This window comes from Chryseobacterium suipulveris (assembly GCF_022811685.1).
Classification (GTDB): Bacteria; Bacteroidota; Bacteroidia; order Flavobacteriales; family Weeksellaceae; genus Kaistella; species Kaistella suipulveris.
The window spans coordinates 2,455,273-2,481,194 of sequence record NZ_CP094532.1 but is presented as its reverse complement, the minus strand read 5'-3'; the positions used below and the strand labels follow the sequence as shown (position 1 = coordinate 2,481,194).

The window sequence follows — 25,922 nt, the reverse complement described above, 5'->3', positions numbered from 1 at the left end:
AGTCTTTTAGTGTGGTAGATTAAGGTGTTTTTCCAAAACCCACAAACTGCACAAATCTTCAATATTTTGATTGTAGAATTGTTCGCAGAAATTATTTGCATTCTTAATAATGTGTAAACAAATTTCGGGATTATTAATGTAGAAATTCATTTGGCTTTCCAAATCTGAGTAGTCTTCTCTTATTTCAATAAAATGTTTTCCTCCGACCAACTTGCCTTCCATAAACCACGTTTCCATAGTTGGTTTTGGCATTACTGCGATCGAGTTTGAGGACATAATCCATTTTAAATTAGTGGCGACATCATTGCCTTGCAAACTCAAAATGAATTTATAATCTAAATGTTTTTCCAGAGAAATTTTCGGTTTGTTCCATTCAGTCCTTCCTCCAAGAGTGTCGACCTGCCCTAAGTCTGTCATTGGATGTTCAAAATATCTCTCAAAAAAACGATGACGGTTGTCCTGAAAAACCGCACATCTCCCAATCAAAATATCCTTTTTATCCAAAAACTTTTTGGAATCCTTCACCCAAACAAAATGCCGCGTCTTATCGAGGTTCAGCAAAACGCTGTTTTGGTTATTTTCTGAAATCGGACGACTTTTGACGATGGACGGAAATTCGGGAACCTCGGTTACATCACCGAAGACAAAATTGAGTGGAAGATTCTCGTCAAAATATTGGGCGTATTCGTAAGTATCAAAATAGTATGCTTTTGGATTTTTTGGGTTCTTCAGATCCTTAATCAGCGCACTTTCTGGATTGGGTTGAAAAGTAGATTGGCAGTAATAATTGACCCGTTCTTTAACTTTCTGCAGTTGTTCGTCGGTAAGCTTCGCCTTCAGTTCTTCAATCCTTTTCCTGAAATCCGATCTTCCCGGAAGCAGCGTTCTGGCAAAACCTTTCAGGTACATGAGCTGTTTGCTTTGCTTTTTTACCGCCATTTCGTTTATCTGGAATAATCGTCTTCAATTCTCACGATATCGTCTTCCCCGAAATAAGTCCCGGTCTGTACTTCCACAAAAACCATCAAATTTTCAGAGCGGTTTTCGATCCTGTGATTTGCACCTTGCGGAATAAAAATGCTTTCGCCATAATTCAGCGAATGCTCTTCGTCATTTAAAACCACAACCGCTTCTCCTTCCACAATCGTCCAGAATTCCTGCCGGTGATGGTGGTACTGATAAGAAAGTCTTTGTCCCGGATTGACCTCGATTCTTTTTAATTTATAGTTGGGTTCATCTGCCAAAACAAAATATTTCCCCCAAGGTCTTTCGCCGATTTCTAACATAGAATGCGTTATTTAATGCAAAACTAAATAAAAATGAATTAATGTACCAATGTAGCAATTTACCAATTTACCAATGTACCAATGTAGCAATCGGCTTTCGGCAATCAGCTTTACAACAACTGCAACAATTGCATCAACTGCAACCATTGCAACAATATCAACAACCGCACCTTGCACCTTGCATCTTGCACCCAATGGCAACTGCAACCATTGCAACCATTGCAACTTGCACCAATTGCACCCACCTGTACCAAAATAGAACAACTTTTTTCCCTAAATTTGCAGCTTAAAATTTACAGGAAAAATGAGCAGAGTGAGAGTGCGTTTTGCGCCAAGTCCGACCGGACCGTTACATTTGGGAGGAGTGAGAACCGCTTTATACGACTATCTTTTCGCTAAAAATCAGGGCGGTGATTTCGTTTTGAGAATCGAAGATACCGATACCGCGAGATATGTGGAAGGCGCTGAAGATTATATCATGGAAGCACTGGAATGGTGCGGAATGATTCCCGACGAAAGTCCGAAACACGGCGGAAAATATGGTCCGTACCGACAATCCGAAAGAAGGGAAATCTACGACCGAAATCTCGCTGAAATCCTGAAAACTGATTACGCCTACCTCGCTTTCGACACGCCGGAAGAACTCGATGAAATCCGAAAAGATTTCGAGCAGAACGGAGAAGTTTTCGCCTACAATTACATTACACGAAACCGTCTGAAAAACTCCTTGACTTTATCTAAAGAAGAAGTTCAAAAATTAATCGATGATAAAGTTCCGTATGTCGTTCGCTTCAAAATGCCGGTGGACAGAATCCTGAATCTGGAGGATATTATCCGCGGAAAATTTTCGGTGAATACCAATACTTTAGACGATAAAGTCCTGGTGAAAAATGACGGAATGCCGACTTACCATTTCGCCAATATCATCGATGACCACGAAATGGAGATTTCCCACGTGATTCGTGGTGAGGAATGGCTTCCTTCGCTCGGACTTCACTATTTGCTATACGAAGCGATGGGTTGGGAAAGACCGCAGTTTGCGCACCTTTCATTAATCCTGAAACCAGAGGGAAAAGGAAAGCTCTCAAAAAGAGACGGCGACAAATTCGGTTTCCCAGTTTTTCCGTTGAATTTTAAAGATCCGGTAACGGGCAATATTTCAAAAGGTTATCGAGAAGAAGGTTATCTTCCCGACGCGTTCATCAATATGGTTGCACTCCTCGGTTGGAGTCCTGCGGATGATAAAGAAATTTTGACTTTGGATGAAATGGCGAAAGAATTCGACCTTCATAAAGTTCATAAAGCGGGAGCAAGATTCAGCAAAGAAAAAGCGGAATGGTTCAACCACGAATACCTGAAAGCAAAACCCGATACTGAGATTTTGTCTTTATTAAAAGATATTGAAGGAATTAATCTGAACGGTTTCGACGATGAAAAACTGCTGAGAATCATTTCATTAATGAAAGAAAGAGCCACTTTCGCAAAAGACATCTACGAAAACGGAAAATTCTTCTTCGAGCAGCCGACTTCCTATGACGAAAAAGCGGTAAAAAAAGCTTGGAATCCCGAAACCGCTGAAACAATGAAAGAGCTTTCAAGCCAACTTGAAACTTGGAACCTGGAACGTGAAACGCTGAAGCAGAATATTCACACTTTTGCCGAATCCAAATCTCTGGGAATGGGAAAAGTGATGATGCCGCTTCGTTTGGCGCTTGTTGGGGAGCTTAAAGGACCAGATGTTCCCGATATTCTCGAAATCCTCGGAAAAGAAGAAAGCATTGCCCGAATCAACAATGCGGTAAATAATATCGGGTAGTTTTCGGTAATTTTACTAAATTTGAAAGATTATTTTAAAGAAGAAAATGGAATACTTAAGTTTTGAGCTTCCGATAAAAGAGTTGATGGACCAGTACCAAACGTGTTCGCTCGTTGGTGAAGAAAGTGGGGTGGACGTGAAACTCGCCTGCTCACAAATCGAGGACAAAATCATCGAAAAGAAAAAGGAAATCTACGGAAATCTTACACCTTGGCAAAGGGTTCAGCTATCGCGCCATCCGGACCGTCCCTATACTTTGGACTTTATCAAAGGAATTGTCGATAAAGACAGTTTCCTCGAACTGCACGGCGACAGAAATTTTGCAGATGATCCAGCAATGGTTGGAGGTTTGGCAAAAATCGACGGCAAATCGGTGATGATTATCGGAACGCAAAAAGGAAGAACCACAAAAGAAAGGCAGCTCCGAAGATTCGGGATGAGCAATCCTGAAGGTTATAGAAAAGCATTGCGTTTAATGAAACTCGCTGAGAAATTCCATATTCCGGTAATCTCTTTGATCGATACACCGGGAGCTTATCCTGGTTTGGAAGCCGAAGAAAGAGGTCAGGGTGAAGCCATCGCAAGAAACATCTATGAAATGACGATGCTCAAAACTCCGATTTTTGTCTATATCATCGGTGAAGGAGCGAGTGGAGGAGCTTTGGGAATCGGTGTCGGAAACAAAGTATATATGCTCGAAAACACTTGGTACACGGTAATTGCGCCGGAAAGTTGTTCCTCAATTCTATGGAGAAACTGGGATCATAAAGAAGATGCAGCCAACGCACTGAAACTTACTCCACAAGACGCGCTGAAAGAAAAGTTCATCGACGGGATTATTGAAGAACCACTTGGTGGAGCGCATTACGAACCGCAGGTTGCTTACGACCACCTGAAAGCTTCAATCCTACAAAACATCAAAGCATTTTCAAAATTCACAGGAAAAGAGCTTGAAACCCAAAGACAGGACAAGTTCATCGCAATGGGCCAGTTTAAGGGATAAAAGAATTTTATGAAATCAAAAAGAACCTGATGCGTCTGCGTTTCAGGTTTTTTTTATTTTTTTCAGAAGGTTTTTCAGAAGAGGGAATTCTTTGAAATGACGAATAATCCTTATTTTTGAAGCATGGAAATCAAAGACAGTGTAAAGAACCTTTTTGAGCCCGAATTGGTAGAAGAACTTCTACAGGTTGGCAAACTGAAAACAGCAAAAGAAGGCGATGTCATCATTAGCATCGGTCAACCGATTGTTTACATGCCGATTGTGTTGGAGGGAATTCTTAAAGTTTCAATGATAGACGATAACGGGAAAGAACTCCTGATGTATTATCTGAATGCTGCGGATGGTTGCGCAATGACCTTTACTTGCTGTATGCAGGAGGCAAAAAGCGAAATTCAGGCAGTGGCAGAAGAAGACGTGGAAATGTGGATGATTCCTGTGGAATATATGGACAAATGGATGTCGCAGTACCCAACTTGGAAACATTTTGTGATGCGTACCATGCAGAACCGTTTCTATGAAATGCTGAAAGCACTCGATATGGTGGCATTCAACAGTCTTGACACAAGATTACTCACTTATTTAAAAGAAAAATCGAGTTTAACGGGAAAAACCGTAATCAATGTTTCACACGAGCAGATTGCCAACGACTTGGCGAGTTCACGCGTGGTAATCAGCAGAATGCTGAAGAAACTGGAGAATGACGGCAAAGTGCTTCTGTACCGTAATCAGATTAAATTGCTGAAAGATTTGTAATCCAGGTAACACTTTATTCTTTTCAGGATTCGGAATTTTGTAAAAAATCTGAATATGAAAAGCATTTGTCCTACTAAAATACACTCCGAATTGCCTTCGGGAATTCTTCTCGATATCCGCGAAAAATTTGAATTCGACACTTACAGAGCCAATTATGAACGGGTAATGAATTTGCCTTTCAGCGAATTTGAAAATATTGTGGAAACACTTAATGGAAACTAAAAGTTTATCCTGATCTGCAATAATGGTCTTCGAAGCAAAACTGCTGCACAGTATCTGAAGGAAAGAGGTTTTAAAGATGTCTCATACATCAACGGCGGACTTGTAAAATGGCAGCAAAACGATTTGGAAATCATCGGAAATCCTCCCGATTTGATTTCGCATTCACTTTCACTTACAAAGGAATGTTTATAACACGGCAATAAGCCGTGTTTTTTATTTCTGTTCAGATTAAAATGTAACCCAGGTTACGCTCTACACTTTTTCTTCAGGATAATTTTGCACCAAAATAAATCCTAAATATGAGAAAAACCTTTTTTACAGGACTTGCGGTGCTTTCCTTTCTGTCGTTTTCGGCTCAGGACACTATCAGCATTTCCAAAAAAGATTTGGAACAGAGAATCAATTCACAAAACCTTCAGGTAAAATTAGCAGAGGCCGATGTTAATTCAGCAAAAGCAGATCTTCTGATGAGCAGAGCCTCGTATTTACCTAATGTTACAGCATCTTACACCGGAATTTCTACGAATAATCCTTTGATGGCATTCGGTTCGAAACTGAATCAGGAACGTGTGGTGATGGAAGATTTCAATCCTGCAAAACTGAACAGTCCGGACAATATTTTCAATTTCGCTACGAAACTTGAAGTTCAGCAACCGATATTCAACAAAGATGCAGTCTATATGAAGAAAGCTGGCGAAGTGAAAGTGGACGTGCTGAATCTGAAGAAAGAAAGAACTGAAGATTACCTGAAATTTGAACTGAACAAAGCGTATATGCAGCTGCAGATGGCGTATAAAGCTGTTGAAGTTTTGGAAGAAGCAAAATCAACGGTCCTTGCCAACAAAAAGGTGATTGACAATTATTATAAAAACGGAATGATTCAGAAATCGGATGTTTTGGATATGAATGTTCGTGTTGCTGAGATTGAAAGCCAAATTCAGTTCGCCAAATCGAATGTGAGAAATAAATCAGATTATATTTATTTTCTGTTGGATGAAAATGCGGAAGGAAAAGTATTTGAACCTACCGAAAAACTGACCCATCAGGAGAATATCCTTCAGGAAAACCCGAAACTGAATGTTGACCGAAAAGATCTTCAGGCATACAGAAAATCATTAGAAGCTTACGATCATTTAATTAAATCATCTGAAGCGAAATTTTTGCCGAGAGTAAATGCTTTCGGAAGTTTTGAACTGCACGATAATAGACCTTATGAGTTTGGTGCCAACGGTTATTTGGTAGGCGTTCAGGTTTCCTGGAATGTTTTCGACGGAATGAAATCGAAATCTGAAATCGAAAAACAAAAAGCCGAACTGCTGAAATCTCAAACTGAAATCAAGCAATACCAAAAGCAAAGCGAGCTCGAACTGAACAAATCTTACCGACAGGTTTTGGATGCCGATAACAAGGTAAATCTTACCAAACAGGCGTGGGAACAAAGTGCGGAAGCATACCGAATCCGTAAAAACCGTTATGCTCAGGGACTTGAAAAAGCCAGCGATATTTTGAATGCTGAAACCTTAATGTCCAAAAAGGAATTGGAATATCAACAAGCAATTTTCGAATACAATACAGCTTTGGAATATTTCAAATTTCTTAACTGATAGAAATGACCTAGGATTCGGAGGTGTTAAGAAATTTTGAAGAGTTTCCGTTAAAAAATTTCCACTGTTTGAGTGGCGGCAAAAATCTTCTTTAATCCAACAAATCGAGTTCCCGCCCGAGTTTTGGAAATTTTAGGAAAGTCTTTAAAATTTTAGCCGAGAATCCAGTCTTGAATTTTTGATTCTTTTGTTTCAAGACAAAAGAATGAATAGTAAAAAATTAAAAAATAATCTCTTATGAAAAAACATATTTATCTACCCTTAATCCTTGGATCAGCCGTTCTCGGCAGTTGCTCATCCGATCCAAAAGAAATTGCCGATAACTCCAAACCGATTCATGTTACCTTAAGCAATTCAGGCGTTACCGATGCACTTGGTTTTGCCGGTGCAAGCGGAAAACTTGTTGCCAAAAACTCAGTAAATATTTCAACCAGAGTGATGGGACACATCACCAGCTTACGAGCCGATGTGGGCGATTTCGTTCGTGCCGGAGAAGGTTTGGTAAGCATTAGCAGTACTGATATTCAGGCAAAAGGAGGTCAGGCAAACGCACAGATTGCGCAAGCACAGGCCAATTATAATATCGCTGCGAAAGATTATCAGCGTTTCCAGAATTTATACAATAACGAAAGTGCTTCACAGAAGGAGCTCGACGATATGCGTGCACGCTACGAAATGGCAAAAGCAGGTCTGGATGCTGCAGGAATGATGAAAAGCGAAGTCAACGCGCAGGGAAGATATACCAATATTTCTGCTCCGATTTCAGGTGTGGTAACGGCAAAATATGCAAGTCAGGGAGACATGGCAAGTCCGGGAATGCCGATTCTTACGATTGAAAGTTCAGGAAATCTTCAGGCACAAGTGTTGGTTTCTGAGCAGGATATTACTTTAATCAAATCCGGAATGCCGGTAAAAGTTTTGATGAAGTCTACCAACAAAGAAGTGGTGGGAAATGTTGCTGAAGTCAGTCTTTCCGCGACCAACACCGGTGGACAGTATTTAGTGAAAATCAATGTTCCGCAGAGCAGAGATTACCTTCCGGGAATGTATGTAAATGTGCAGTTTCCTTTCAAAAGAAGTGGTGGCGTGAATCAGGATTTCCAGCAGTCGGTGACCGTTCCGAAATCTGCTTTGGTTGAAAACGGACAATTGACAGGTGTTTACACCGTAAGTTCAGCCAATACCGCAATGTTGCGTTGGGTAAAAACCGGTAAAGATATGGGCGACCAGGTTGAAATTCTTTCCGGACTGAACGCAAAAGAACCTTACATCGTTTCCGCCAGCGGAAAATTGTTTAACGGCGCAAAAGTAACCACAAAATAATATCGGGATACGGGATACGTGGTTCGAGATAACTCGGAACCCGAAACCCGGAACTCGTAACTCAAAAATATTATGGAAAAAGGATTCGCAGGACGTATTGCCGAATTTTTCATCAATTCAAAACTCACCATTCTGTTGATGATTGCGTTGATGATTATCGGTACATACAGTTCGACACTGATACCAAGAGAAGAGGAACCACAGATCATTGTTCCGATGGCCGATGTAATGGTGGGTTATCCCGGAGCAAGCCCTTCGGAAGTGGAAAACCGCGTGGTAAAACCTCTTGAAAAAATTATTTCAAACATCAAAGGCGTAGAGCACGTTCACGCAATGGCAATGAACGGCAGAGCGATGATTATTGTGCAGTTCTACGTGGGCGAAGATACCGAACGTTCTTACGTAAAACTCTACGATGAGTTGATGAAGAACAAAATGATGTTCCCGAAAGGCGTTTATGAACCGATTGTAAAAACCCGTTCTATCGACGATGTTCCGATGTTGGGACTCACGCTTTGGAGTGAAAACTACGACGGTTATCAGCTTCGCCAAATGACGGAAGAACTCGCTTCGGAAATCAAAAAAGTAAAAGATGTTTCGCTCACGAATGTGATTGGCGGACAGCCGAGACAGCTTCAGGTGATTCTCGACAAGGAAAAAATGGCGGAAAGTAATGTAGATGCACTTTCCGTGATGCAGATGATTCAGGCGAACAACGGAAGTTCCCAAAGTGGAAGTTTCGTGAGCAATGATGAAGAATATCTGTTGACTACAGGACAATTCCTGACTTCAAAAGAAGATGTAGAAAACCTTGTGGTAGGGACTTCCGCAAATATGCCAGTTTATTTGAAGCAGATTGCAAGAGTAGTTGACGGCGCTTCGACACCTGCCAATTATGTGAGTATGGGCTTCGGAAAACATACAGAAGCCGGACAGAAAAATCAGGCAGAGTATCCTGCAGTGACATTGGCAATTTCGAAAGTGAAAGGTGCCGATGCAATGAAGATTTCTGATGAAATTTTAACTAAAGTTGATGGTTTAAAAAAGAATTTACTTCCAAATGATGTTCACGTAGAAGTGACGAGAAACTATGGTGAAACGGCTTCATATAAAGTATCTGAACTGTTGCTTCACCTTGCTGTGGCGATTATTGCGGTGACCATTTTAGTGATGCTTGCCATGGGATGGAGAGGTGGTTTGGTCGTGTTCCTTTCAGTTCCGCTGACATTTGCACTCACGCTTTTCAGTTATTATTTCCTTGGGTATACCCTGAACAGAATTACGCTTTTCGCCCTCGTTTTCGTGGTGGGAATTGTGGTGGACGACAGTATCATCATCGCCGAAAATATGCACAGGCATTTCCACATGAAGAAACTGCCGTTTAAGCAGGCCGCCATTTATGCGATTAATGAAGTGGGGAACCCTACGATTTTAGCAACCTTCACCGTAATTGCTGCGATTCTTCCGATGGCATTCGTGTCCGGAATGATGGGGCCTTATATGTCGCCGATGCCGATTGGTGCTTCGATTGCGATGTTGCTTTCACTGTTTATTGCTTTGACGATTACACCTTATTTAGGTTATCATTTGCTCAAAGTAAAAGACGATCAGGAGCATAAAGAAGAGCAGGGACTCGAAACAACTTTCATCTACAAATGGTATAAAAAAATCGAACAGCCATTGCTTGACAGCGGTAAAAAACGTTGGACAATGCTTGGAATTACAGGAGTTCTTCTGATGATTTCAATGTTGTCATTCTTCACGAAATGGGTAGCGGTGAAAATGCTTCCGTTCGATAACAAGAATGAAATTCAGGTGGTAATTGATATGCCGGAAGGAACAACGCTTGAGAAAACGGCGGCCGTTACTAAAGATGTAGCTCAATATCTGAGAACCGTTCCGGAAGTGGTGAACTATCAGAATTATGTGGGTTCATCGGCACCGATTACGTTCAACGGATTGGTTCGTCACTACGATATGCGTGGAGCGAGCAACACGGCAGATATTCAGGTCAATCTTTTGGATAAAGGTGAAAGAAAAAAACAGTCGCACGATGTGGCCAAAATGATTCGTCCTGAAATTCAGAAAATTGCCAAAAAATACAATGCCAATATCAAAATTGTTGAAGTTCCGCCTGGACCACCGGTATTATCAACTATTGTGGCTGAAGTTTACGGCCCGAATTATGAGGAGCAGGTAAGAATTGCAGATGAGGTTCAGAAGATTCTGAATAAAACAGAGGATGTTGTAGATGTCGATTGGATGGTGGAAGCACCTCAAACGGAATTCAAAATTATCGCCGACAATGAAAAATCGATGCTGAACGGAATTGCACCACAGCAATTGGTTGGAAATCTTACTTATCTTCTTGGCGAACATTCGATTTCGACGCTGTATGACGAAAAATCCAATCAGCCGGTGAATATGGTGATGAAACTGGAGAATTCAGATAAATCAACGCTTCAGGAAATTACTTCACTAAAAGTGAAAGGGCAAATGGGCAATATGATGCCTGTAAGCGACATCACGAAAGTTGAAAGAACTGAGCTTGAAAAAAGCATTTACCGTAAAGACCAAAAACGCGTGGTTTATGTGCTTGCAGATATGGCAGGAGATCTTGAAAGTCCGGCTTATGCCATCCTTGGAATGGAAGAAAAACTGAGGAATATTCAGCTTCCGGCAGGTTACGAACTGAACGAACTGTATATGGCGCAGCCGAAAGATGAAAGCAACTACACCGTAAAATGGGACGGAGAATGGCAGATTACACTAGAAGTTTTCCGTGATTTGGGAGCAGCATTTGCCGTAGTAATCATCATTATTTATATGTTGATTGTAGGTTGGTTCCAAAACTTCAAAACACCGATTGTGATGATGGTAGCCATTCCTCTGTCACTCGTAGGAATTGTTCTTGGACACTGGATGTTGGGCGCATTCTTCACCGCAACTTCATTCATCGGAATGATTGCTCTTGCCGGAATTATGGTAAGGAACTCGGTGCTGCTCATCGACTTTATCGAAATCCGTCTGAACGAAGGAGTACCGATGAAACAGGCGATTATCGATGCAGGTGCCGTAAGAACTACGCCAATTCTTTTAACGACAGGAGCGGTAGTGATTGGAGCAGTAATTATCCTGTTCGACCCTATTTTCCAGGGATTGGCAATTTCACTGGTGTTCGGAGCAATCGTATCTACAGTGCTTACGTTGTTAGTTGTTCCGTTGATTTATTATATGACGGAGAAAAAGAAATGGGAAAAGATTCATGCCGAAATGGCTTCTGAATACGATTACCCCGGAACATCTATAATTGAAGAGTCTCCGGTTGATGAACCGGCTGCAGATTCTGATGATCAGGTAAAAAACAAAACACCATAGTTTATTTTTAATGAGAAGACCTCGCCGGAAGTCAAATTCCGGCAGGGTTTTCAAAAAAAATTCAAAACAATGAAACTACTATTAATTACAGCGATACACGAATTCGAAAAAAACATCAAAGACATCCTCACTCATTCCGGAGTAAAGGTTTTTTCCTATTCCGAAGTAAAGGGATTTAAAATCAATGGCGGAAGTCTTTCTTCAGAAAACTGGTTCTCATCAGGTATTGCAGAAAGTGATTCACTAATGTTCACCGTTTTTGTGGACGACAATTTTGTGGATTTGATTTATGAACGAATTCAGCGCTTCAATAATAAACAGGAATTTCAATCGAAAATACATATTGCGACGTTGGCCCTCGAAAATTTTGCTTAACAATTAAAATTAAAATATATGAAAACAAGAACAATTCACGCCGTAGCCGGAACCATGATTTTGGCAAGCTTATTATTAGGAATCTATGTGAACCAGAACTGGTTCTGGTTAACCGGTTTTGTAGGTGCAAACCTTTTCCAATCGGCATTTACCAACTGGTGTTTGCTAGGAAATATTCTGGAGAAATTCGGAATTAAAGATAAGGAAGGAGATAGCTGCGGTTGCTAATTAATTTTTAATAGAATAGCAGGATTTGTAATGTAGGTTACAGAATACCTGATGTTTTGTTAATAATTTGCAAAAAAAATATCATGAGAAAAATCGCTTTTTTGGTTATAGCTTTTGCTCACGCTTTTCTTCTGAAAGCGCAAACTTCATTTGATTATACGCTTTCTTTAGTGCCGGTTTCCGTGCCCGAATTTCCCGGTTTGCATTCCTTTGTACACGCGCAGCACGACGGAAAATGGCTGCTGATTGGCGGGAGAAAAGATGGCATGCATGCACGGCAACCGTTCAGTTCTTTTCCGCAAGCTTCCAATAATACGGATATTTATGTGGTAGATATCAATACGCAACAATTGTGGAGTGCGAGTGTAAACACGCTTCCTGCCGGACTGAAAGAGCAGCTGCAGAGCACTAATATGAATTTTGACCAGAACGGAACTACGCTGTACATTGTCGGCGGATACGGTTTTTCTGTCACGGCAAACGACCATATTACCTACCCGAATCTGACCTCCGTTGATATTCCTGGATTGATGAATGCGGTGATTTCGGGAACTTCAATTACCCCATTTTTTAAGCAGATTACTCATGATAATTTTGCCGTTACCGGTGGACATCTCAACCAGCTGAACGGTAAATTTTATTTGGTAGGCGGACACCGTTTCGATGGACGCTACAACCCGATGAACAACCCGACTTTCATACAGACTTATACCAACGAAATCCGGATGTTCAATATCGACAATAGCGGAACACAGCTCAGTTTCAGCAATTATTCGGTGATTAATGATCCGGTACATCTTCGCAGAAGAGATTATAATTTGGTTCCTCAGATTTATCCAAACGGCGAACCCGGACTCATGATTTCTTCCGGCGTTTTCCAGATCAATGCCGATTTGCCATTCCTCTATCCTGTTGAAATTACGGCGGCAGGACATACTCCGGTGACGGCGTTCAACCAATACCTCAGCAATTACCATTCTGCAAATGCGGCGCTTTATGATGCTTCCGCAAATGAAATGCATTCCCTGTTTTTTGGTGGAATAAGTCAGTATTATTATCAGAATGGAACGTTGATTCAGGACAATCAGGTTCCATTTGTGAAGACGATCAGTCGCGTTACGAGAAACAGTTTGGGGCAGCTTCAGGAATTCAAACTTCCACAGGAAATGCCTAATCTGAAGGGTGCGAGCGCCGAATTTCTGTACAACTGGACTAATCCGCACTATCCGAATGGAGTATTGAAACTGAACGACATTACCGAAAATTCATTTGTGATCGGGCATATTGTGGGCGGAATTCAAAGTTCTTCGCTTAACCCTTTTTCCAGTAATCAGACTGCGCTTACGTCGGCGGATGCTTCTGTGTATGAAGTGCGGCTTACCAAAAACCCGATGGCGACCGATGAGGTAATCGACGGAAGAAACCCATTTCAGATCAGCGTTTCGCCCAATCCGTTCAGTACCGAATTCAAAGTAACCTTTAACTTAGATAAAACTACGAAAATCAATTGGCTACTTACCGATGCTTCGGGCAAAATCATCCGGAATGGCTTGTCTTCAACCAAAGCGGCAGGGAAGCAAAGCTTCGATGTGCAGCTGGAGAAAAGCAGTGAAAAATTCGTGGTCCTGACCGTTATTTTTGACGATAAATTTTATGTGACCCGAAAACTATTGAGAAAGTAAAATCCTATTTTTTGGTAAAGATTTTCGGAAAAAACATTCCTGTTCTTTCTTGGTAAATAATATACTCCGGATATTTTTTCCGGAGTTGTTGTTCTTCGAAACCACATTTAAAGCGGAACAAAATGAGCAACAAAACCGTAATAAGCAATTTGAAAAGTGACATTCTGAAAACTGCATAACCAAATACGAAAAGCAGAATTCCCGAGTAAATCGGATGTCGAACGTATCGATAGATTCCCGAAGTGACGAGTTGCGAACCGGATTTCGGCGTCGGAAAAGCTGTGAGATTCCAGCGGAGCTTCAGTACAGCGACCGCTGCGATCACAATTCCAAACAGAGCTACAACGAGACCGATATAGGAGAAAACACCAGCGATTTCAAATTTTGGCAAAGGATCAAAAAGATAAAGTGCAAACAAAACCATCTGCATACCGACGAATAGGAAGTCTTTACCGCTTGTCTTCATGATTTTAGTGGATGATAAATTAACTCCAGTTCATAAAGATTAAAAAAAAGCCATCCCGATCGGAATGGCTTTCTGTGTTCTCTTACTCGAAAAGTTCGGCAGTATCTAAAACCGTTACTTTTCCGTCTTCACATCTGATCGCTTCTCCCGGAAAGTTTTGGATCATGTGGTAATCGTGTGTCGCCATCACCACGGCAGAATTATTTTCGTGCGCCACCTGTTTCAGGAGCGTCATGATTTCGTTGGAGGTTTCGGGGTCCAGGTTTCCGGTCGGCTCATCTGCCAAAATTAATTCGGGATGATTTAATAAAGCTCTTGCAATTGCGATACGCTGCTGTTCACCACCGGAAAGTTCGTGCGGCATTTTATGTTTTTTCGACTTCATTCCCACACTTGCCAATACCTCGTCGATGCGGTCCTGCATTTTTTTCTTGTCGTTCCAGCCAGTCGCTTCCAATACGAAGCGCAGGTTTTTTTCCACGGTTCTGTCGGTCAAGAGTTGAAAGTCCTGGAATACGATTCCAAGCTTCCTTCTCAGATTGGGAATATCCGATGTTCTGAGTTTCTCTAGGTCGAATCCCGCGATGTTTCCATGGCCCGCTCCGAGTGGGATATGCCCGTAAAGCGTTTTCAGCAGGGAACTTTTTCCCGAACCGGTTTTCCCGATCAGGTAGCAGAATCTGCCTTTTTTTATGTTGAGATTCACATCATTGAGAACGGTGAAATTCTTCTGCGCAATCTTGGCGTTTCTCAGGTGAATCACGTTCTGTCCTTCCTGGGTTGAATGTGGCATATCGTAGTAAAAAGATTTTTTTGGTGAATAATAGAATCAAAAATAGCGAATTACTTTTTCAGTCGCCAATTTTTAGCAAATTTTAACAACAAAAAATGCCTGAAAATTTACTTTTCAAGCACATTTTGTATATCGATAATTCCAGAGATTATCTCTTAGCGCGCGCTGCACTTACAGTTAAACTCTTTCTGCCTTTTGCTCTTCTCGCAGCCAAAACCCTTCTTCCGTTCGGCGTAGACATTCTTTCACGGAAACCGTGCTTGTTTCTTCTTTTTCTCTCGGATGGCTGGAATGTTCTCTTGCTCATTGCTCAATATTTTTAAGTATAAAACCTTGTCTTATTTTTCAGAGTGCAAAGATACTAAACTTTTTATTTTCTGCAAATTAAATTTTAAAATTTCTATTAAAATGAAAATGTTTTGGGCGTATCCCTCTCCATCGCTTACAAACGGGAATCTCTAAATTTTCCCTCTCCTCGGGTCGCGCTTTCCGCTGTATCTTTTTTATTTTGCCCGAACTTTTCCCTTCGCCAAAAATAAAAAAGGATGCCGCTGCAAATCTCATTGATGAGATTCAACGATTCTTTTAAAACAATTAAAACCATTGAGTTAATCGCTTGCGCGGCGGAAGTTCTCCTTATGCAGTTTCGGGAAAAGTTGGTGGTTTTGTTTTTCTTCAGTTTAGAGATTCTGCCATATTCCACAACAAACAAAAAAACTATCTTTGCCAATTACAATTAACCTTTTTATGTTCACGCCTTCAGAATTATTAGACATCAACCAGCTCCTGAAACCCGAAAACAAAATTGTCATCATCACGCACTACAATCCCGATGGCGACGCAATCGGTTCGTCGCTCGGTTTGAAGCACTATCTGAAGCAGAAAGGTCTCGAAGCAGATGTGATCGTACCCAACGATTTCCCGAAATTCCTGAAATGGATGCCGGAAGCAAAGAAGATCATTATCTCTGAATATAAGAGAAAACTCGCCGCAGAAACTATCCAAAATGCTGATGTGGTTTTCATCCTCGATTTCAATGCGTCGCACAGAGCGGGAAACATAGTCGGACCGTGGATTGAAAGAGCACGTGGAATAAAAATCCTGATCGACCACCACCAGCAACCGGAAGATTTCGATTTCGTTTATTCCGACACCACCATTCCTGCAACTTCGCAGATGGTTTATCACTTCATCGAAGCGATGGAGGACGAGAAGCTGGTCAATTTAGACATCGCCGAATGTCTCTACACCGGAATCATGACCGATACCGGCGGATTCCGGTTCCGTTCCACTTCGGCGACAACGCACCATATTATTGCAAACCTTATCGACAAGGGAGCCGACCCCGCGATGATTGCTTCCAACACTTGGGACACGAATACGGTTTCACGACTTCACTTATTATCATTGATTTTAAGCAGAATCGAAGTGGTGAAAGACGGAAAAGTCGCAATACTTTGGCTCAAAAGAAAGGAACTTCAGGAATATGGTTTCCAGAAAGGAGATACCGAAGGATTTGTAAATTACGGTTTGAGCATTATGGGAACCCAGGTTTCCGCGTTTTTTATGGAAGATCTTTACGAGGATTTTATCAAAATATCTTTCCGTTCCAAAGAAGATGTGGATGTGAATCAGTTTTCGAGAAAGTATTTCAACGGCGGCGGACACATCAACGCGGCGGGTGGAAAATATTTCAAATCCATCGAGGATACGATCGAGGATTTTAAAGAAAAAATTGAAGCGGAAGATTTTTGATTAAGATCATTAGGTCCTGTTTATTTTGAAGGAAATTTTCCGCTCTTTAGGGTTGGGGTAAAGAAAATTTCCGATCTAATATTTTTCTTGAATAAAACTTATACAGACTCTTAATTAAAACACCAAATGCTTCGGCAGGTTATGCAGCAGCTCCGTGTTGATAATCGCGGCGCAGATTTCAGATTTTTCCAAATGTCCGTTGTGTCCGCAATCTAACTGGTAGAACTTGATATTGGTTCTGTCGGGAAGCTGTTTTTGCAGCAGATCGTTTTTCACGGCAGTGTCGTGTTTTCCTGTAATCACCAGAATTTTTTCTGCAAAGTTTTCCATTACCGAAGTTTTGTCGGTGCGTTCGATCATTCCTTTTACCGCCGCAAGTGCAGCTTCAGGTTTTGTGGAAAGTGCAACTTCTTTCGCTAAATTGATTTTCCCTTCAAGCACATCTCTTTCGTTTTCACTAAATAGATTAGGAATCCCTGCATTCACATAATGGGGAAAGGCGTCTTTGATTACGCGGAAACTTTTTCGACGCTGTTCTTTTTTTTCGTCGTCATCGGGCAGAAATGTGGAAAAGAACAAAGTCAAGGATTTCAGCATTTCGGGAAATTTTTCGGCAAAAGCGAGTGATGCGTAACCACCCATCGAATGTCCTAAAAGATGAAATTTTTTGAGTTCCAGTTTCTCCGCAACTTTCCTTACTTCATCTGCAATCAGTTCCATCGTATGGATTTCGGCATAAGTTTTCGATTTTCCGTGTCCGGGAAGGTCAATTTTGGTGATGCGGAATTTCTTCGAGAGTTTTTCCTCCATTTCCTCCCAAATCATCAGGTTTTCCATAAAGCCGTGAAGCAGGATAAGGTCTTCTTTTCCGTTGCCGGTGATTTCGTGGTTCAGCATATTTTGCGTTTGAATTTTCGTGATGATCAAAACTAAAAATAAATATCGATATAGTCGGTTCCGATCCCGTCGCAGTTCTGCATTTCCTGCATTCGCCAATATTTTCTGTTTTGGGTGGAAAGGAAGGTTTGAGGTCCTTTTTTCACACACTCTTTTCCGTTAGCATTGGCGGTGGTGCTGTGTTTGATGGTCCCGTCAAAACTCAGTTCCTTTTCAGAAACTTGCGAGATCTCGCCTTCGATGGTGAGGTATTGTTTTCCGATTTGCTGTTTTCCGGTGACTTTGTAAAGGTTTTTTCCGATCGGCACGAACTTGATTGTTCCCGGTTTATCCCAAGAAATCCATTGCAAAGTGAGCGAATGAACTCCCGATAAATCCGGCAGACTTTGTTGCGGTGGTGCAATTTCATCTTCAGTAGGTGTGGTTTCATCGTTGAAATCATTACCAACCGAAGGTGTCGATTCTACCGGTTTTTCAACATAAATGGTTTCTTTAATGACTTTTGGTTTGCTGGTTTGCTCCGTTTTTTTGGAGCAGGAAAATGCGGTTAATAACGCTAAACCGACAACTAATTTGTTCATGATTTTGGGATTTGCTTTTATTAACCTTGCAAAGACTGTGCGAAAAATAATTTGATTAATAGATGTCGATGTACTCGATAAATCCCTCGCTGTTCACTTTGTCCTGAAGTCGCCAGAATTTTCCTTTTCCTTCATTTAAGAATGTGGTTCTTTCTGTCCGAACATATTTTTTGCCATTGATCATCTGCGCGACCCTTCCCTCAAAATTCAGATGTTTGTCGGAAACCCTTCTGATACTGCCGATTACAGAAATTTTGTTTTTGCCCGAAACTGCTTTTCCGTTGACGTCGTATTCGTCTCTTCCCGTTTTGTTGAAATTTATTTTGCCCGAAAGAGCAGCTTCATCACTGGAAAACTTCAGCGTACGCGAACCGGAAAGGTCACCGAAAATATTCTTTTGGTTAAGGATTCTGATGCTGTCGTTGTATTTTGTGCGGACGACGTTGATGCTTTCGATGATCTTTGTGCTGTCGACTTTATTTGTTAAAGTGGATTCAGAATTTTTCTTGCACGAAAGCAAAGCGATGCAAACGAGGAACAGTGCCGTTTTTTTCATAGTGAAGTTTAATGTTAACCAAATTTATTGAAAAAAACAGAAATGCAAGCGATGTTAATGAAATCAGTTTTTGGTTTTGGAATCCATTACGATTGTGACCGGACCGTCGTTGAGAAGAGAGACCTTCATATCTGCACCGAAAATTCCACTTTCGGTTTTCAAGCCCGATCTTGCGATTTCTCCTTTGAAATATTCAAATAAGGGAATGGCTTTTTCAGGTTTTGCAGCTTTGATGAAGGAGGGGCGGTTTCCTTTTTTGTAATCCGCAATGAGGGTGAATTGACTGATGCAAAGGATTTCACCAGAACTATCTTTAACGGAGAGATTGAGTTTCCCTTCACCGTCACCAAAGATTCTTAGATTCACAATTTTCTGGACAAGCCAATCTGCATCGGTTTTTTCATCTTCTTCATCAATCCCGATCAGCAGCAGTAATCCGCTGGAGATTTTCCCTACAGTCGCTCCGCCAACTTTTACTTCTGCCTGTGAAACTCTTTGTATAACCGCTTTCACGAAATTTGTTGCTAATTATTAATTAAAGAAATATTGATAAAGTTCCCGTTGCAGCATCGAAATTGTAGCGGTAGGTTTTGGGTGGGATTTGCGCGACTTTTGTAGGTTCGCCAGTAATCAGTATCCATTCTGCGCCGTCTTTTGGGCAAATTACTTTGATATTGTTCTCGACGGACAGTGTGGTGTTTTGGTCAGGACAAAGATGGGGAGCGTTTCTGTCGTAGATTTTGAAACCGTTGGTGGTGCGTACAACGATGAGTCCGCGCGTTCCGGAATTTTGCTCATCCACATAAATCCATCCACCCACGTTCTGCAGTGCGAAATAAGTTGGGAGATTCAGGTTCAGGACCACATTGATCGGTACTTGCGGAAAACAGTTGACGGTTTCTTGGCGCTCTCCGCACGAATTCATATTCAATAAACTGAAAATGAGGATGATTGAAGATAAAAATGCCAAAAAATATCTTTTCATTTAAAATAAATTTATATCTTTGCTGAACGAATTATCACAGAAAACATTGTCCGACAAATGTCGGATTATTTTTTTATACTAACGCTAAATAAGATTAATTATGGCAAGTTATGTAACCAAAGAAGGTTTAGACAAAATGAAGCAGGAGCTTGAGCAACTCGAAACCATCGAAAGACCAAAAATTACACAGCAGATTGCTGAAGCAAGAGATAAAGGCGACCTTTCTGAAAATGCGGAATACGACGCGGCAAAAGAAGCACAGGGAATGTTGGAGATGAAGATTTCTAAACTGAAGGATTTAATCGTGAATTCTAAAGTCATCAACGAAAACCAGCTCGACACCTCGAAAGTTTCGATCCTTACAACGGTTCGTCTCAAGAATAACGCAACAAAAAAGGAGCAGCAGTTTACATTGGTTCCAGACAACGAAAGCGATCTGAAATCTGGAAAGATCTCTGTAAACACGCCGATTGCAAAAGGACTTCTCGGTAAAATCGTAGGCGACACTGCGGATATCGATTTGCCGAATGGCAACAAACTTTCCTTTGAAGTTTTAGAGATCTCGCTTTAACTAAATTTTAATTTATTAAGGTGAGGTTGGAATCGTTTTTGATGTGTTATATACTTCAGCTTTTAACACTTAAATTACTGCCATGAGTTCCATTTTTACGAAAATAGTGAAGGGTGAGATTCCTTCCTATAAAGTTGCAGAAGATGAAAGGCATCTCGCTTTTCTCGACATCATGCCGATTGCGAAAGGACATACGCTGGTTATTCCAAAACAGGAAACCGATCTTATTTTCGATCTTGAAAATGAGGATTTCAAAGAACTTTGGGGTTTTGCTCAGGAAGTTGGCAAGAAAATGAAGAAGGCGTTTCCTGAGCAGCGAATCGCTGTTGCGGTAGTCGGGCTTGAAGTACCTCATGCGCACATCCACCTGATTCCCATTAACAAAATGGAGGACATGAATTTCAAGAATGTCCGTCTGAAGTTTTCTGATGAAGAATATGGCGAAATCCAGAACCTCATCAAGAGCTCGTAAATCAAAAAGATATTTCCAAAGAATCGTAACTTTGCCAACGTTTTTTTCAAAAAAAAACTGCGGCGATCTTGCCGTTATTCATTCTTAATTTTTAAATTTTTCATTACATTATATGAATCCAAACCAATGCTCGTTTTGCGGCCGGAAGAGAAAGGAAGTTCAGATGCTGGTTTCCGGTAGTGACGGGTATATCTGCGAAAGCTGCATCGAGCAGGCGCACAATATTGTTAAGGAAAGCAATGTGAAAAGTGGTTTTTCGCCTGCTGAGAAAATCGAAGACCTTAAGAAACCAAGAGAGATCAAGGAATTTCTTGACCAATACGTAATCGGGCAGGATCAGGCGAAAAAGCAACTGTCGATCGCGGTTTATAACCATTACAAAAGGTTGCTGCATGCGCAGAACGAAAACCGGGAGGTAGAGATCGAGAAATCGAACATCATCATGATTGGTGAGACTGGAACCGGAAAAACACTTTTGGCAAAAACCATCGCGAGAGAGCTTAATGTTCCGTTCTGTATCGTAGATGCCACCATCTTAACCGAAGCTGGATATGTGGGCGAAGATGTGGAAAGTATTCTTTCGCGTTTGTTGATGGTTGCGGATTATGATGTGGAAAAAGCCGAAAAAGGAATAGTTTTCATCGATGAGATTGACAAAATTGCGAGGAAATCAGACAATCCAAGTATTACGAGAGACGTGTCGGGAGAAGGAGTTCAACAGGGTTTGCTGAAGCTGTTGGAAGGAAGCATCGTCAACGTTCCGCCACAAGGTGGAAGAAAACATCCTGATCAAAAATACATCCAGGTCAATACGCAGAATATCCTTTTTATTGCAGGTGGAGCTTTTGACGGAATTAAGGAAATCATTGAAAGACGGCTGAATAAGCAGGCAATCGGTTTCAGTGCAGAGAAATTAAATAAGGTTGAAGAGGAGCAATACATTCTGAGTCAGATCAACGCGATTGATTTGCGGAAATTCGGACTGATTCCCGAACTTTTGGGAAGATTTCCAATTGTAACCTACCTTGATAAGTTGACAAAAGAAACCATGATTAAAATCATGAAAGAACCTAAAAACTCAGTTGTTAATCAGTTTGTAGAACTCTTTAAAATGGATGGAGTACGATTGGAATTTACTGATGAATCTATAGAAAGAATTGTTGAAGAGACTATAGATAAGGGACTTGGCGCAAGGGGTTTGCGGGGAACAACCGAAAAGGTTTTGGAAGATTATATGTTTGACATCACAGCAAAAAAAGACATCATATTAACAAAAAGTAATATTAAACTCTGATATTTAGAGCGTTTTTTTTTGATTAGACAGAAAAATAAGTATCTTTGTACCGAATTTTATATTCAAAAAACACACGAAACACAAAGAGATGAAAACGAAAATTTGGATATTAGGGCTTCTTGCCTTAAGCTACTTAGTGGGTGCGCAAGTCCTCACCCATGTTGACCAAAATGCAATTTTCTACATCGGTGAGAACGCCTTAGTTTATAACGGAGGCGGTGCTCAAAGTAAGGGCAACGGAAGATACGACATTCACGGAAACATGATGGTTGTTGGATCTGGTTCAGACGTTCTGAAGACGTTGGATGCTACGGGAGGAAACAAAACGGATGGAGGAAACATCATCCTGCGTTTAAACGATCCTGCAAATCACTCTTCTGCAGATAACCCATCAACTTACGGCCAACTTTATATTAATGGCCTTTCGCAAAATTCAATTACGGCAGTTGTAGATAAGGAATATCGTACTGCGAGTAACGGAACATATCAACAGATTGCGTTGCCTTTCTTCCAAAAACAAATTTCCTCGCTATCTGGAAGTGCAAATTCGATCGGAACTTTTGGTAAAACATTTACCAATGCACGCTGGAGTAAAAATGAAGTCCTTACATGGAACAATGCTATAGCGGTATCTGATAATTTAAGTATTTGGGCTAATACGCAGAAAAACACAACTTACTACATGTTTGGAGCGCTGAATTTTGATTCAGGGAATCCACCTGCATCAATGCCGACAATTTCTCCAACACCGACCGGGGCGGTTTACACCATTAAGGGAGTTCCTTTCGCAAATGGAATTTCAGAACCATTACAAAACGCAGCTCTGGGAATCAACTTTGGAATAGGTGGTAACAACCGAAATAAGTATAACGAGAAGTACAACACTTACCTGCAAGACAATTGGGATGAGCAGGTCAATCCATCGAATCCTTGGTCTGTACCAACTTTTGGCAGAAACATCTACCAGTTTGGGAATCCCTACTTTACCAATTTAGACTTAGGTTTTATAGGACTTGTTGAATCAGCTGCTATTACTGATAATAACGCAATTAGTGCAATACAGGGAATTCGTTATGATCCCGGCTCAGTAGTTACGCTTCCAACCGGAAGTACCTATTCTATCGCCGCAAAATTTGTGAATTTTACCACAGGGGTTAATCCAGCTCCTACTGGTGATGTAGGTTTGATTATCAAGCCAATGCAAACTTTTGTTCTTAAACTTAGGAATAATGACGCAGAAATTTCTGGGAACCGAACTTTGAATTTTGATAATCTGAGACGTTTCAGCAATATTCCGAGACTGGACCAAACAAGTTATTCTGTAACAGCATCAAGACCCGGCCAACTAGTAGATACGGTAAAACAACTTGGCGTAATCGGTTTGGATGAAAATGGGAAAGAGCTAGCGAGAGCTTATTATGTGGTTTATCCTACCGCAATTACCGGACATACTAGTCAGCCAACGGTTCAGTCAACTCTTGGAAGTTCAAACATTATGGGGACTTTTGAAGAGGATCCTGTAAATGGTGGATACGATACTAATTATTCAAATCTTTACTGGCTATACATTAATGAGGCAAATGAAACTGATTTCTTTGCAAAAGCTGTTCCTTTAGCTCTGTATAACACCAGTATCAAATCTCTGAAATTTGAAATCAGAGAGAATGCGCAGTTGTTACCTGATGGAGCTAAAGATTTATCCACTGGCATCGGTTTTCACTATAAAGCTGCTAACGGAGATATTTTAGATATTGCACAGAATCAGATCATCCCGGTTACCACTGACCAATACAGCTTATATTACGGTAAATCAACAACTGTTTTGGATACGGAAGGTGCTGCAAAACCGTCCCGAACAATGGTTGCTTATAATCAAATGATCGACAGTTTCTTCCTTAGATTTGATCCTGACTGGAAAAAAGCCGACGTGAAGGTTTTTGATATGAGCGGTAAACTCGTACTATCTCAAGATGGTGTCGCTGCAAACAGGGACTTTGTTTTGGATATCCCAAGAGTAAGCGCTTCCTACATTGTAACGGCAGTTTCTGATAAGGGTGAAAAAATTAGTGCGAAGATTATTAGATAGTAAAACACAAACGATGAAAGTTATTAATAAGGTTATATTTTTATTCATCTTTTTTCTGGGATTTATTTTCGTTGCGGCAGAAAATCCGCCAGCTCCCTTACCGCCAGGTGGTGGAGGTGGAGGTGTTGGACCTGGAGCTCCGGATGCTTCACTGGACATGTATCTCTATATCTTAATCGGCATTGCGATGATAATAATAATGGCATCAAATAAAATTCATAATTTTTTACCAGAAAAAAAATAAGGTCAACCCAATCATAAATCAAAAGCCAATTTTTTTGGCTTTTTTTGTGACTCATTATTTGGATACTCATCACATAAGTTTTTTATATTTGTTATATGAAAAGAATTATAGTACTCGTCAATATCTTCGTCACTGTTTCTGTGGCTGCTCAGTTTAATGTAAGTATAGAAGTCCCAGCAGATTTTACTCCCAAGGAAGTTTACCTTTACTCGCTGAATGGCTCGAAAGATATCCTTAACAGTAGAGAGACAAGAAAAGGAAACTCTTGGCAGATAAAAGTCTCGAAACCTTACACGGGAATGATGAAACTCTACTTTCCAGAAGAGAATATCTCACTTAATTTTATTTCGGAAAACAAGGATGTTAAGATGAGGTTGGAGGTTGCCAAAAACAAAGTAAGCAACGTGATCTACCTTGACGAGAGCAATGCGAAAATGAACGAACTACAGGATATACAGCAGAAAAAGGAGTATATTTTACCCGCGCTCTATCAGATCAAGGAGTATTATAAAGGGAAAGAAAACTTTGGTAAAGCACTCGAAACAGAAATTCTTCGGCTTTCACAAGGAATCGGTGATATGAGCAAATATCCTTTTGTGAATTTTTATCAAACCAACTATGCCAATTTTGTTGAAAAAAACCCTACAAGAAAGTCACCGACACATGATGATATTATTAAGTTCTTGACCAACTCCAACGAAATGCTTGAAACATCCTCTCTTTTGAGACCGGTTCTGGTTTCATATCTTAATATTGGTCCTAACACTAACCTCACTTCCGACATCGACAAACTGCTGAAAGCCGTTAATACGGAAACTCCTCGCGGACAAACGGTCTTATCAGAATTGATAGAGGTTTTTGACACCTACGGAATGCAGGATCTGAAAGATAAATATTTGACAGAAGCAAAAAATCTAAAATGTACGATTAACGACAGGTTGGCCAAAACTATCGAGACTAATAAAAACACTGAGATAGGCGCCCGCTTTCCAGACTATACTTTTAACCGGCCTTCAAATACTACTGCCAAATCAATCCATGGAGTGAAAGCCGACAGAAAAATCATTGTTTTCTGGTCGTCAACATGCTCACATTGTGAAGCCGAGCTACCCAAGATTATTGAGAAATACAGCAGCATAAAAAAACAAAACTGGGAGGTAATCGCTCTTTCTTTGGACAGTGAAAAAACTGCTTACGAAAATAAAGTGAAGAGTCTGCCTTGGATTAATGATACGGAATTAAGAGGGTGGTACAGTTCCTACGGTGAAACATACAACGTGCACGCAACGCCTACCTATTTTGTACTCGACTCGGCAAATAAGATTATTGCAAAACCTGAGCACGCATCTGATCTGATTACTTATCTTAAGCTCAATTAATTTTGTCAGATTTCAAAATATTTATATCTTTGCACCACTCAAAACCAGGCGAGGTAGCTCAGATGGTTAGAGCGCAGGATTCATAACCCTGAGGTCACGGGTTCAATTCCCGTCTTCGCTACAAACAATTCTGTAAATCAGTGATTTACGTATAACAGGGACTAAAACAGGGA

Annotated in this window: 29 protein-coding genes and 1 tRNA gene; 19 read left to right on the top strand and 11 right to left on the bottom strand. The window is 40.8% G+C overall.

Annotated elements, in window-relative coordinates; translation table 11 throughout:
• Nucleotides 1–6: 6 nt before the first annotated feature.
• From MTP09_RS11645 to MTP09_RS11635, 3 genes are read right to left on the bottom strand one after another with little or no spacing between them, the layout of a single operon-like run.
• Nucleotides 7–939, bottom strand: coding sequence for a glycosyl transferase family 90 (locus MTP09_RS11645; RefSeq protein WP_243548528.1), 933 nt, complete (start codon nucleotides 937–939; stop codon nucleotides 7–9).
• A 5-nt stretch (nucleotides 940–944) separates the two neighbouring features.
• Nucleotides 945–1,286 (bottom strand): phosphomannose isomerase type II C-terminal cupin domain, encoded by a 342-nt coding sequence (locus MTP09_RS11640; RefSeq protein WP_243548527.1) that lies wholly within the window; start codon nucleotides 1,284–1,286, stop codon nucleotides 945–947.
• Between the two features lie 12 nt (nucleotides 1,287–1,298).
• The gene (locus MTP09_RS11635; protein WP_243548526.1) at nucleotides 1,299–1,550 is read right to left on the bottom strand and encodes a hypothetical protein; all 252 of its coding nucleotides are present in this window, start codon (nucleotides 1,548–1,550) and stop codon (nucleotides 1,299–1,301) included.
• A 40-nt stretch (nucleotides 1,551–1,590) separates the two neighbouring features.
• Here MTP09_RS11635 and gltX point away from each other — a divergent pair, with 40 nt between their 5' ends.
• The 11 genes from gltX to MTP09_RS11585 all read left to right on the top strand — a co-directional run bounded on the left by gltX (nucleotide 1,591) and on the right by MTP09_RS11585 (nucleotide 13,670).
• Complete coding sequence (gene gltX, locus MTP09_RS11630) at nucleotides 1,591–3,102, top strand: glutamate--tRNA ligase (protein WP_243548525.1); 1,512 nt, start codon at nucleotides 1,591–1,593, stop codon at nucleotides 3,100–3,102.
• 46 nt (nucleotides 3,103–3,148) lie between these two features.
• Nucleotides 3,149–4,105: an acetyl-CoA carboxylase carboxyltransferase subunit alpha gene (locus MTP09_RS11625; RefSeq protein WP_243548524.1), complete on the top strand. Its 957-nt coding sequence runs from the start codon at nucleotides 3,149–3,151 to the stop codon at nucleotides 4,103–4,105.
• Nucleotides 4,106–4,228: 123 nt separating this feature from the next.
• Nucleotides 4,229–4,858 (top strand): Crp/Fnr family transcriptional regulator, encoded by a 630-nt coding sequence (locus MTP09_RS11620; protein WP_243548523.1) that lies wholly within the window; start codon nucleotides 4,229–4,231, stop codon nucleotides 4,856–4,858.
• A 54-nt stretch (nucleotides 4,859–4,912) separates the two neighbouring features.
• Nucleotides 4,913–5,080 (top strand): hypothetical protein, encoded by a 168-nt coding sequence (locus MTP09_RS11615; RefSeq protein WP_243548522.1) that lies wholly within the window; start codon nucleotides 4,913–4,915, stop codon nucleotides 5,078–5,080.
• A gap of 6 nt (nucleotides 5,081–5,086) precedes the next feature.
• Nucleotides 5,087–5,272 carry a rhodanese-like domain-containing protein gene (locus MTP09_RS14585; protein ID WP_396022259.1) on the top strand — a complete coding sequence of 62 codons (186 nt, stop codon included), beginning with the start codon at nucleotides 5,087–5,089 and terminating at the stop codon, nucleotides 5,270–5,272.
• 107 nt (nucleotides 5,273–5,379) lie between these two features.
• On the top strand, nucleotides 5,380–6,684 hold the full coding sequence (locus MTP09_RS11610; RefSeq protein ID WP_243548521.1) for a TolC family protein: 1,305 nt from the start codon (nucleotides 5,380–5,382) through the stop codon (nucleotides 6,682–6,684).
• 237 nt (nucleotides 6,685–6,921) lie between these two features.
• Nucleotides 6,922–8,007, top strand: coding sequence for an efflux RND transporter periplasmic adaptor subunit (locus tag MTP09_RS11605; RefSeq protein ID WP_243548520.1), 1,086 nt, complete (start codon nucleotides 6,922–6,924; stop codon nucleotides 8,005–8,007).
• A gap of 72 nt (nucleotides 8,008–8,079) precedes the next feature.
• Nucleotides 8,080–11,385, top strand: a complete 3,306-nt coding sequence (locus MTP09_RS11600; RefSeq protein WP_243548519.1) for an efflux RND transporter permease subunit — start codon at nucleotides 8,080–8,082, stop codon at nucleotides 11,383–11,385.
• Nucleotides 11,386–11,454: 69 nt separating this feature from the next.
• A complete protein-coding gene (locus MTP09_RS11595; RefSeq protein WP_243548518.1) occupies nucleotides 11,455–11,760 on the top strand; it encodes a P-II family nitrogen regulator in 306 nt (101 codons plus the stop codon).
• An 18-nt stretch (nucleotides 11,761–11,778) separates the two neighbouring features.
• Entirely contained in the window at nucleotides 11,779–11,988 is a 210-nt protein-coding gene (locus MTP09_RS11590; RefSeq protein ID WP_243548517.1) for a YgaP family membrane protein, read from the top strand.
• A gap of 83 nt (nucleotides 11,989–12,071) precedes the next feature.
• Nucleotides 12,072–13,670, top strand: coding sequence for a hypothetical protein (locus tag MTP09_RS11585; protein ID WP_243548516.1), 1,599 nt, complete (start codon nucleotides 12,072–12,074; stop codon nucleotides 13,668–13,670).
• Between the two features lie 4 nt (nucleotides 13,671–13,674).
• Here the strand turns inward: MTP09_RS11585 and MTP09_RS11580 are convergent, their stop codons facing one another.
• From MTP09_RS11580 to rpmH, 3 genes are all read right to left on the bottom strand, one after another.
• Nucleotides 13,675–14,136: a methyltransferase family protein gene (locus tag MTP09_RS11580; protein ID WP_243548515.1), complete on the bottom strand. Its 462-nt coding sequence runs from the start codon at nucleotides 14,134–14,136 to the stop codon at nucleotides 13,675–13,677.
• An 82-nt stretch (nucleotides 14,137–14,218) separates the two neighbouring features.
• Entirely contained in the window at nucleotides 14,219–14,929 is a 711-nt protein-coding gene (locus MTP09_RS11575; RefSeq protein WP_243548514.1) for a cell division ATP-binding protein FtsE, read from the bottom strand.
• A gap of 148 nt (nucleotides 14,930–15,077) precedes the next feature.
• Nucleotides 15,078–15,236 (bottom strand): 50S ribosomal protein L34, encoded by a 159-nt coding sequence (rpmH, locus tag MTP09_RS11570; protein WP_039365072.1) that lies wholly within the window; start codon nucleotides 15,234–15,236, stop codon nucleotides 15,078–15,080.
• A gap of 440 nt (nucleotides 15,237–15,676) precedes the next feature.
• Between rpmH and MTP09_RS11565 the strand changes: the two genes are divergently transcribed.
• Nucleotides 15,677–16,684: a DHH family phosphoesterase gene (locus MTP09_RS11565; RefSeq protein ID WP_243548513.1), complete on the top strand. Its 1,008-nt coding sequence runs from the start codon at nucleotides 15,677–15,679 to the stop codon at nucleotides 16,682–16,684.
• Nucleotides 16,685–16,798: 114 nt separating this feature from the next.
• Here the strand turns inward: MTP09_RS11565 and MTP09_RS11560 are convergent, their stop codons facing one another.
• From MTP09_RS11560 to MTP09_RS11540, 5 genes are all read right to left on the bottom strand, one after another.
• The gene (locus MTP09_RS11560; protein WP_243548512.1) at nucleotides 16,799–17,581 is read right to left on the bottom strand and encodes an alpha/beta fold hydrolase; all 783 of its coding nucleotides are present in this window, start codon (nucleotides 17,579–17,581) and stop codon (nucleotides 16,799–16,801) included.
• Nucleotides 17,582–17,613: 32 nt separating this feature from the next.
• Nucleotides 17,614–18,162, bottom strand: coding sequence for a hypothetical protein (locus MTP09_RS11555; protein WP_243548511.1), 549 nt, complete (start codon nucleotides 18,160–18,162; stop codon nucleotides 17,614–17,616).
• Between the two features lie 55 nt (nucleotides 18,163–18,217).
• Nucleotides 18,218–18,718, bottom strand: a complete 501-nt coding sequence (locus tag MTP09_RS11550) for a hypothetical protein (protein ID WP_243548510.1) — start codon at nucleotides 18,716–18,718, stop codon at nucleotides 18,218–18,220.
• A gap of 63 nt (nucleotides 18,719–18,781) precedes the next feature.
• The gene (gene dtd, locus MTP09_RS11545) at nucleotides 18,782–19,231 is read right to left on the bottom strand and encodes a D-aminoacyl-tRNA deacylase (protein WP_243548509.1); all 450 of its coding nucleotides are present in this window, start codon (nucleotides 19,229–19,231) and stop codon (nucleotides 18,782–18,784) included.
• Nucleotides 19,232–19,253: 22 nt separating this feature from the next.
• Nucleotides 19,254–19,703, bottom strand: a complete 450-nt coding sequence (locus MTP09_RS11540; RefSeq protein WP_243548508.1) for a hypothetical protein — start codon at nucleotides 19,701–19,703, stop codon at nucleotides 19,254–19,256.
• Nucleotides 19,704–19,803: 100 nt separating this feature from the next.
• On the opposite strand from MTP09_RS11540, the gene greA reads away from it, so the two are divergent.
• The 7 genes from greA to MTP09_RS11505 all read left to right on the top strand — a co-directional run bounded on the left by greA (nucleotide 19,804) and on the right by MTP09_RS11505 (nucleotide 25,870).
• Entirely contained in the window at nucleotides 19,804–20,274 is a 471-nt protein-coding gene (greA, locus tag MTP09_RS11535; RefSeq protein WP_243548507.1) for a transcription elongation factor GreA, read from the top strand.
• Nucleotides 20,275–20,356: 82 nt separating this feature from the next.
• Nucleotides 20,357–20,746 carry an HIT family protein gene (locus MTP09_RS11530; protein ID WP_243548506.1) on the top strand — a complete coding sequence of 130 codons (390 nt, stop codon included), beginning with the start codon at nucleotides 20,357–20,359 and terminating at the stop codon, nucleotides 20,744–20,746.
• A 112-nt stretch (nucleotides 20,747–20,858) separates the two neighbouring features.
• Entirely contained in the window at nucleotides 20,859–22,040 is a 1,182-nt protein-coding gene (clpX, locus tag MTP09_RS11525) for an ATP-dependent Clp protease ATP-binding subunit ClpX (RefSeq protein ID WP_243548505.1), read from the top strand.
• A gap of 88 nt (nucleotides 22,041–22,128) precedes the next feature.
• Nucleotides 22,129–24,126: a T9SS type A sorting domain-containing protein gene (locus tag MTP09_RS11520; RefSeq protein WP_243548504.1), complete on the top strand. Its 1,998-nt coding sequence runs from the start codon at nucleotides 22,129–22,131 to the stop codon at nucleotides 24,124–24,126.
• A 13-nt stretch (nucleotides 24,127–24,139) separates the two neighbouring features.
• Entirely contained in the window at nucleotides 24,140–24,370 is a 231-nt protein-coding gene (locus MTP09_RS11515) for a signal peptidase (protein WP_243548503.1), read from the top strand.
• A 95-nt stretch (nucleotides 24,371–24,465) separates the two neighbouring features.
• The gene (locus MTP09_RS11510) at nucleotides 24,466–25,749 is read left to right on the top strand and encodes a TlpA family protein disulfide reductase (protein WP_243548502.1); all 1,284 of its coding nucleotides are present in this window, start codon (nucleotides 24,466–24,468) and stop codon (nucleotides 25,747–25,749) included.
• 47 nt (nucleotides 25,750–25,796) lie between these two features.
• A tRNA-Met gene (locus tag MTP09_RS11505) sits at nucleotides 25,797–25,870 on the top strand.
• Nucleotides 25,871–25,922: the final 52 nt, after the last annotated feature.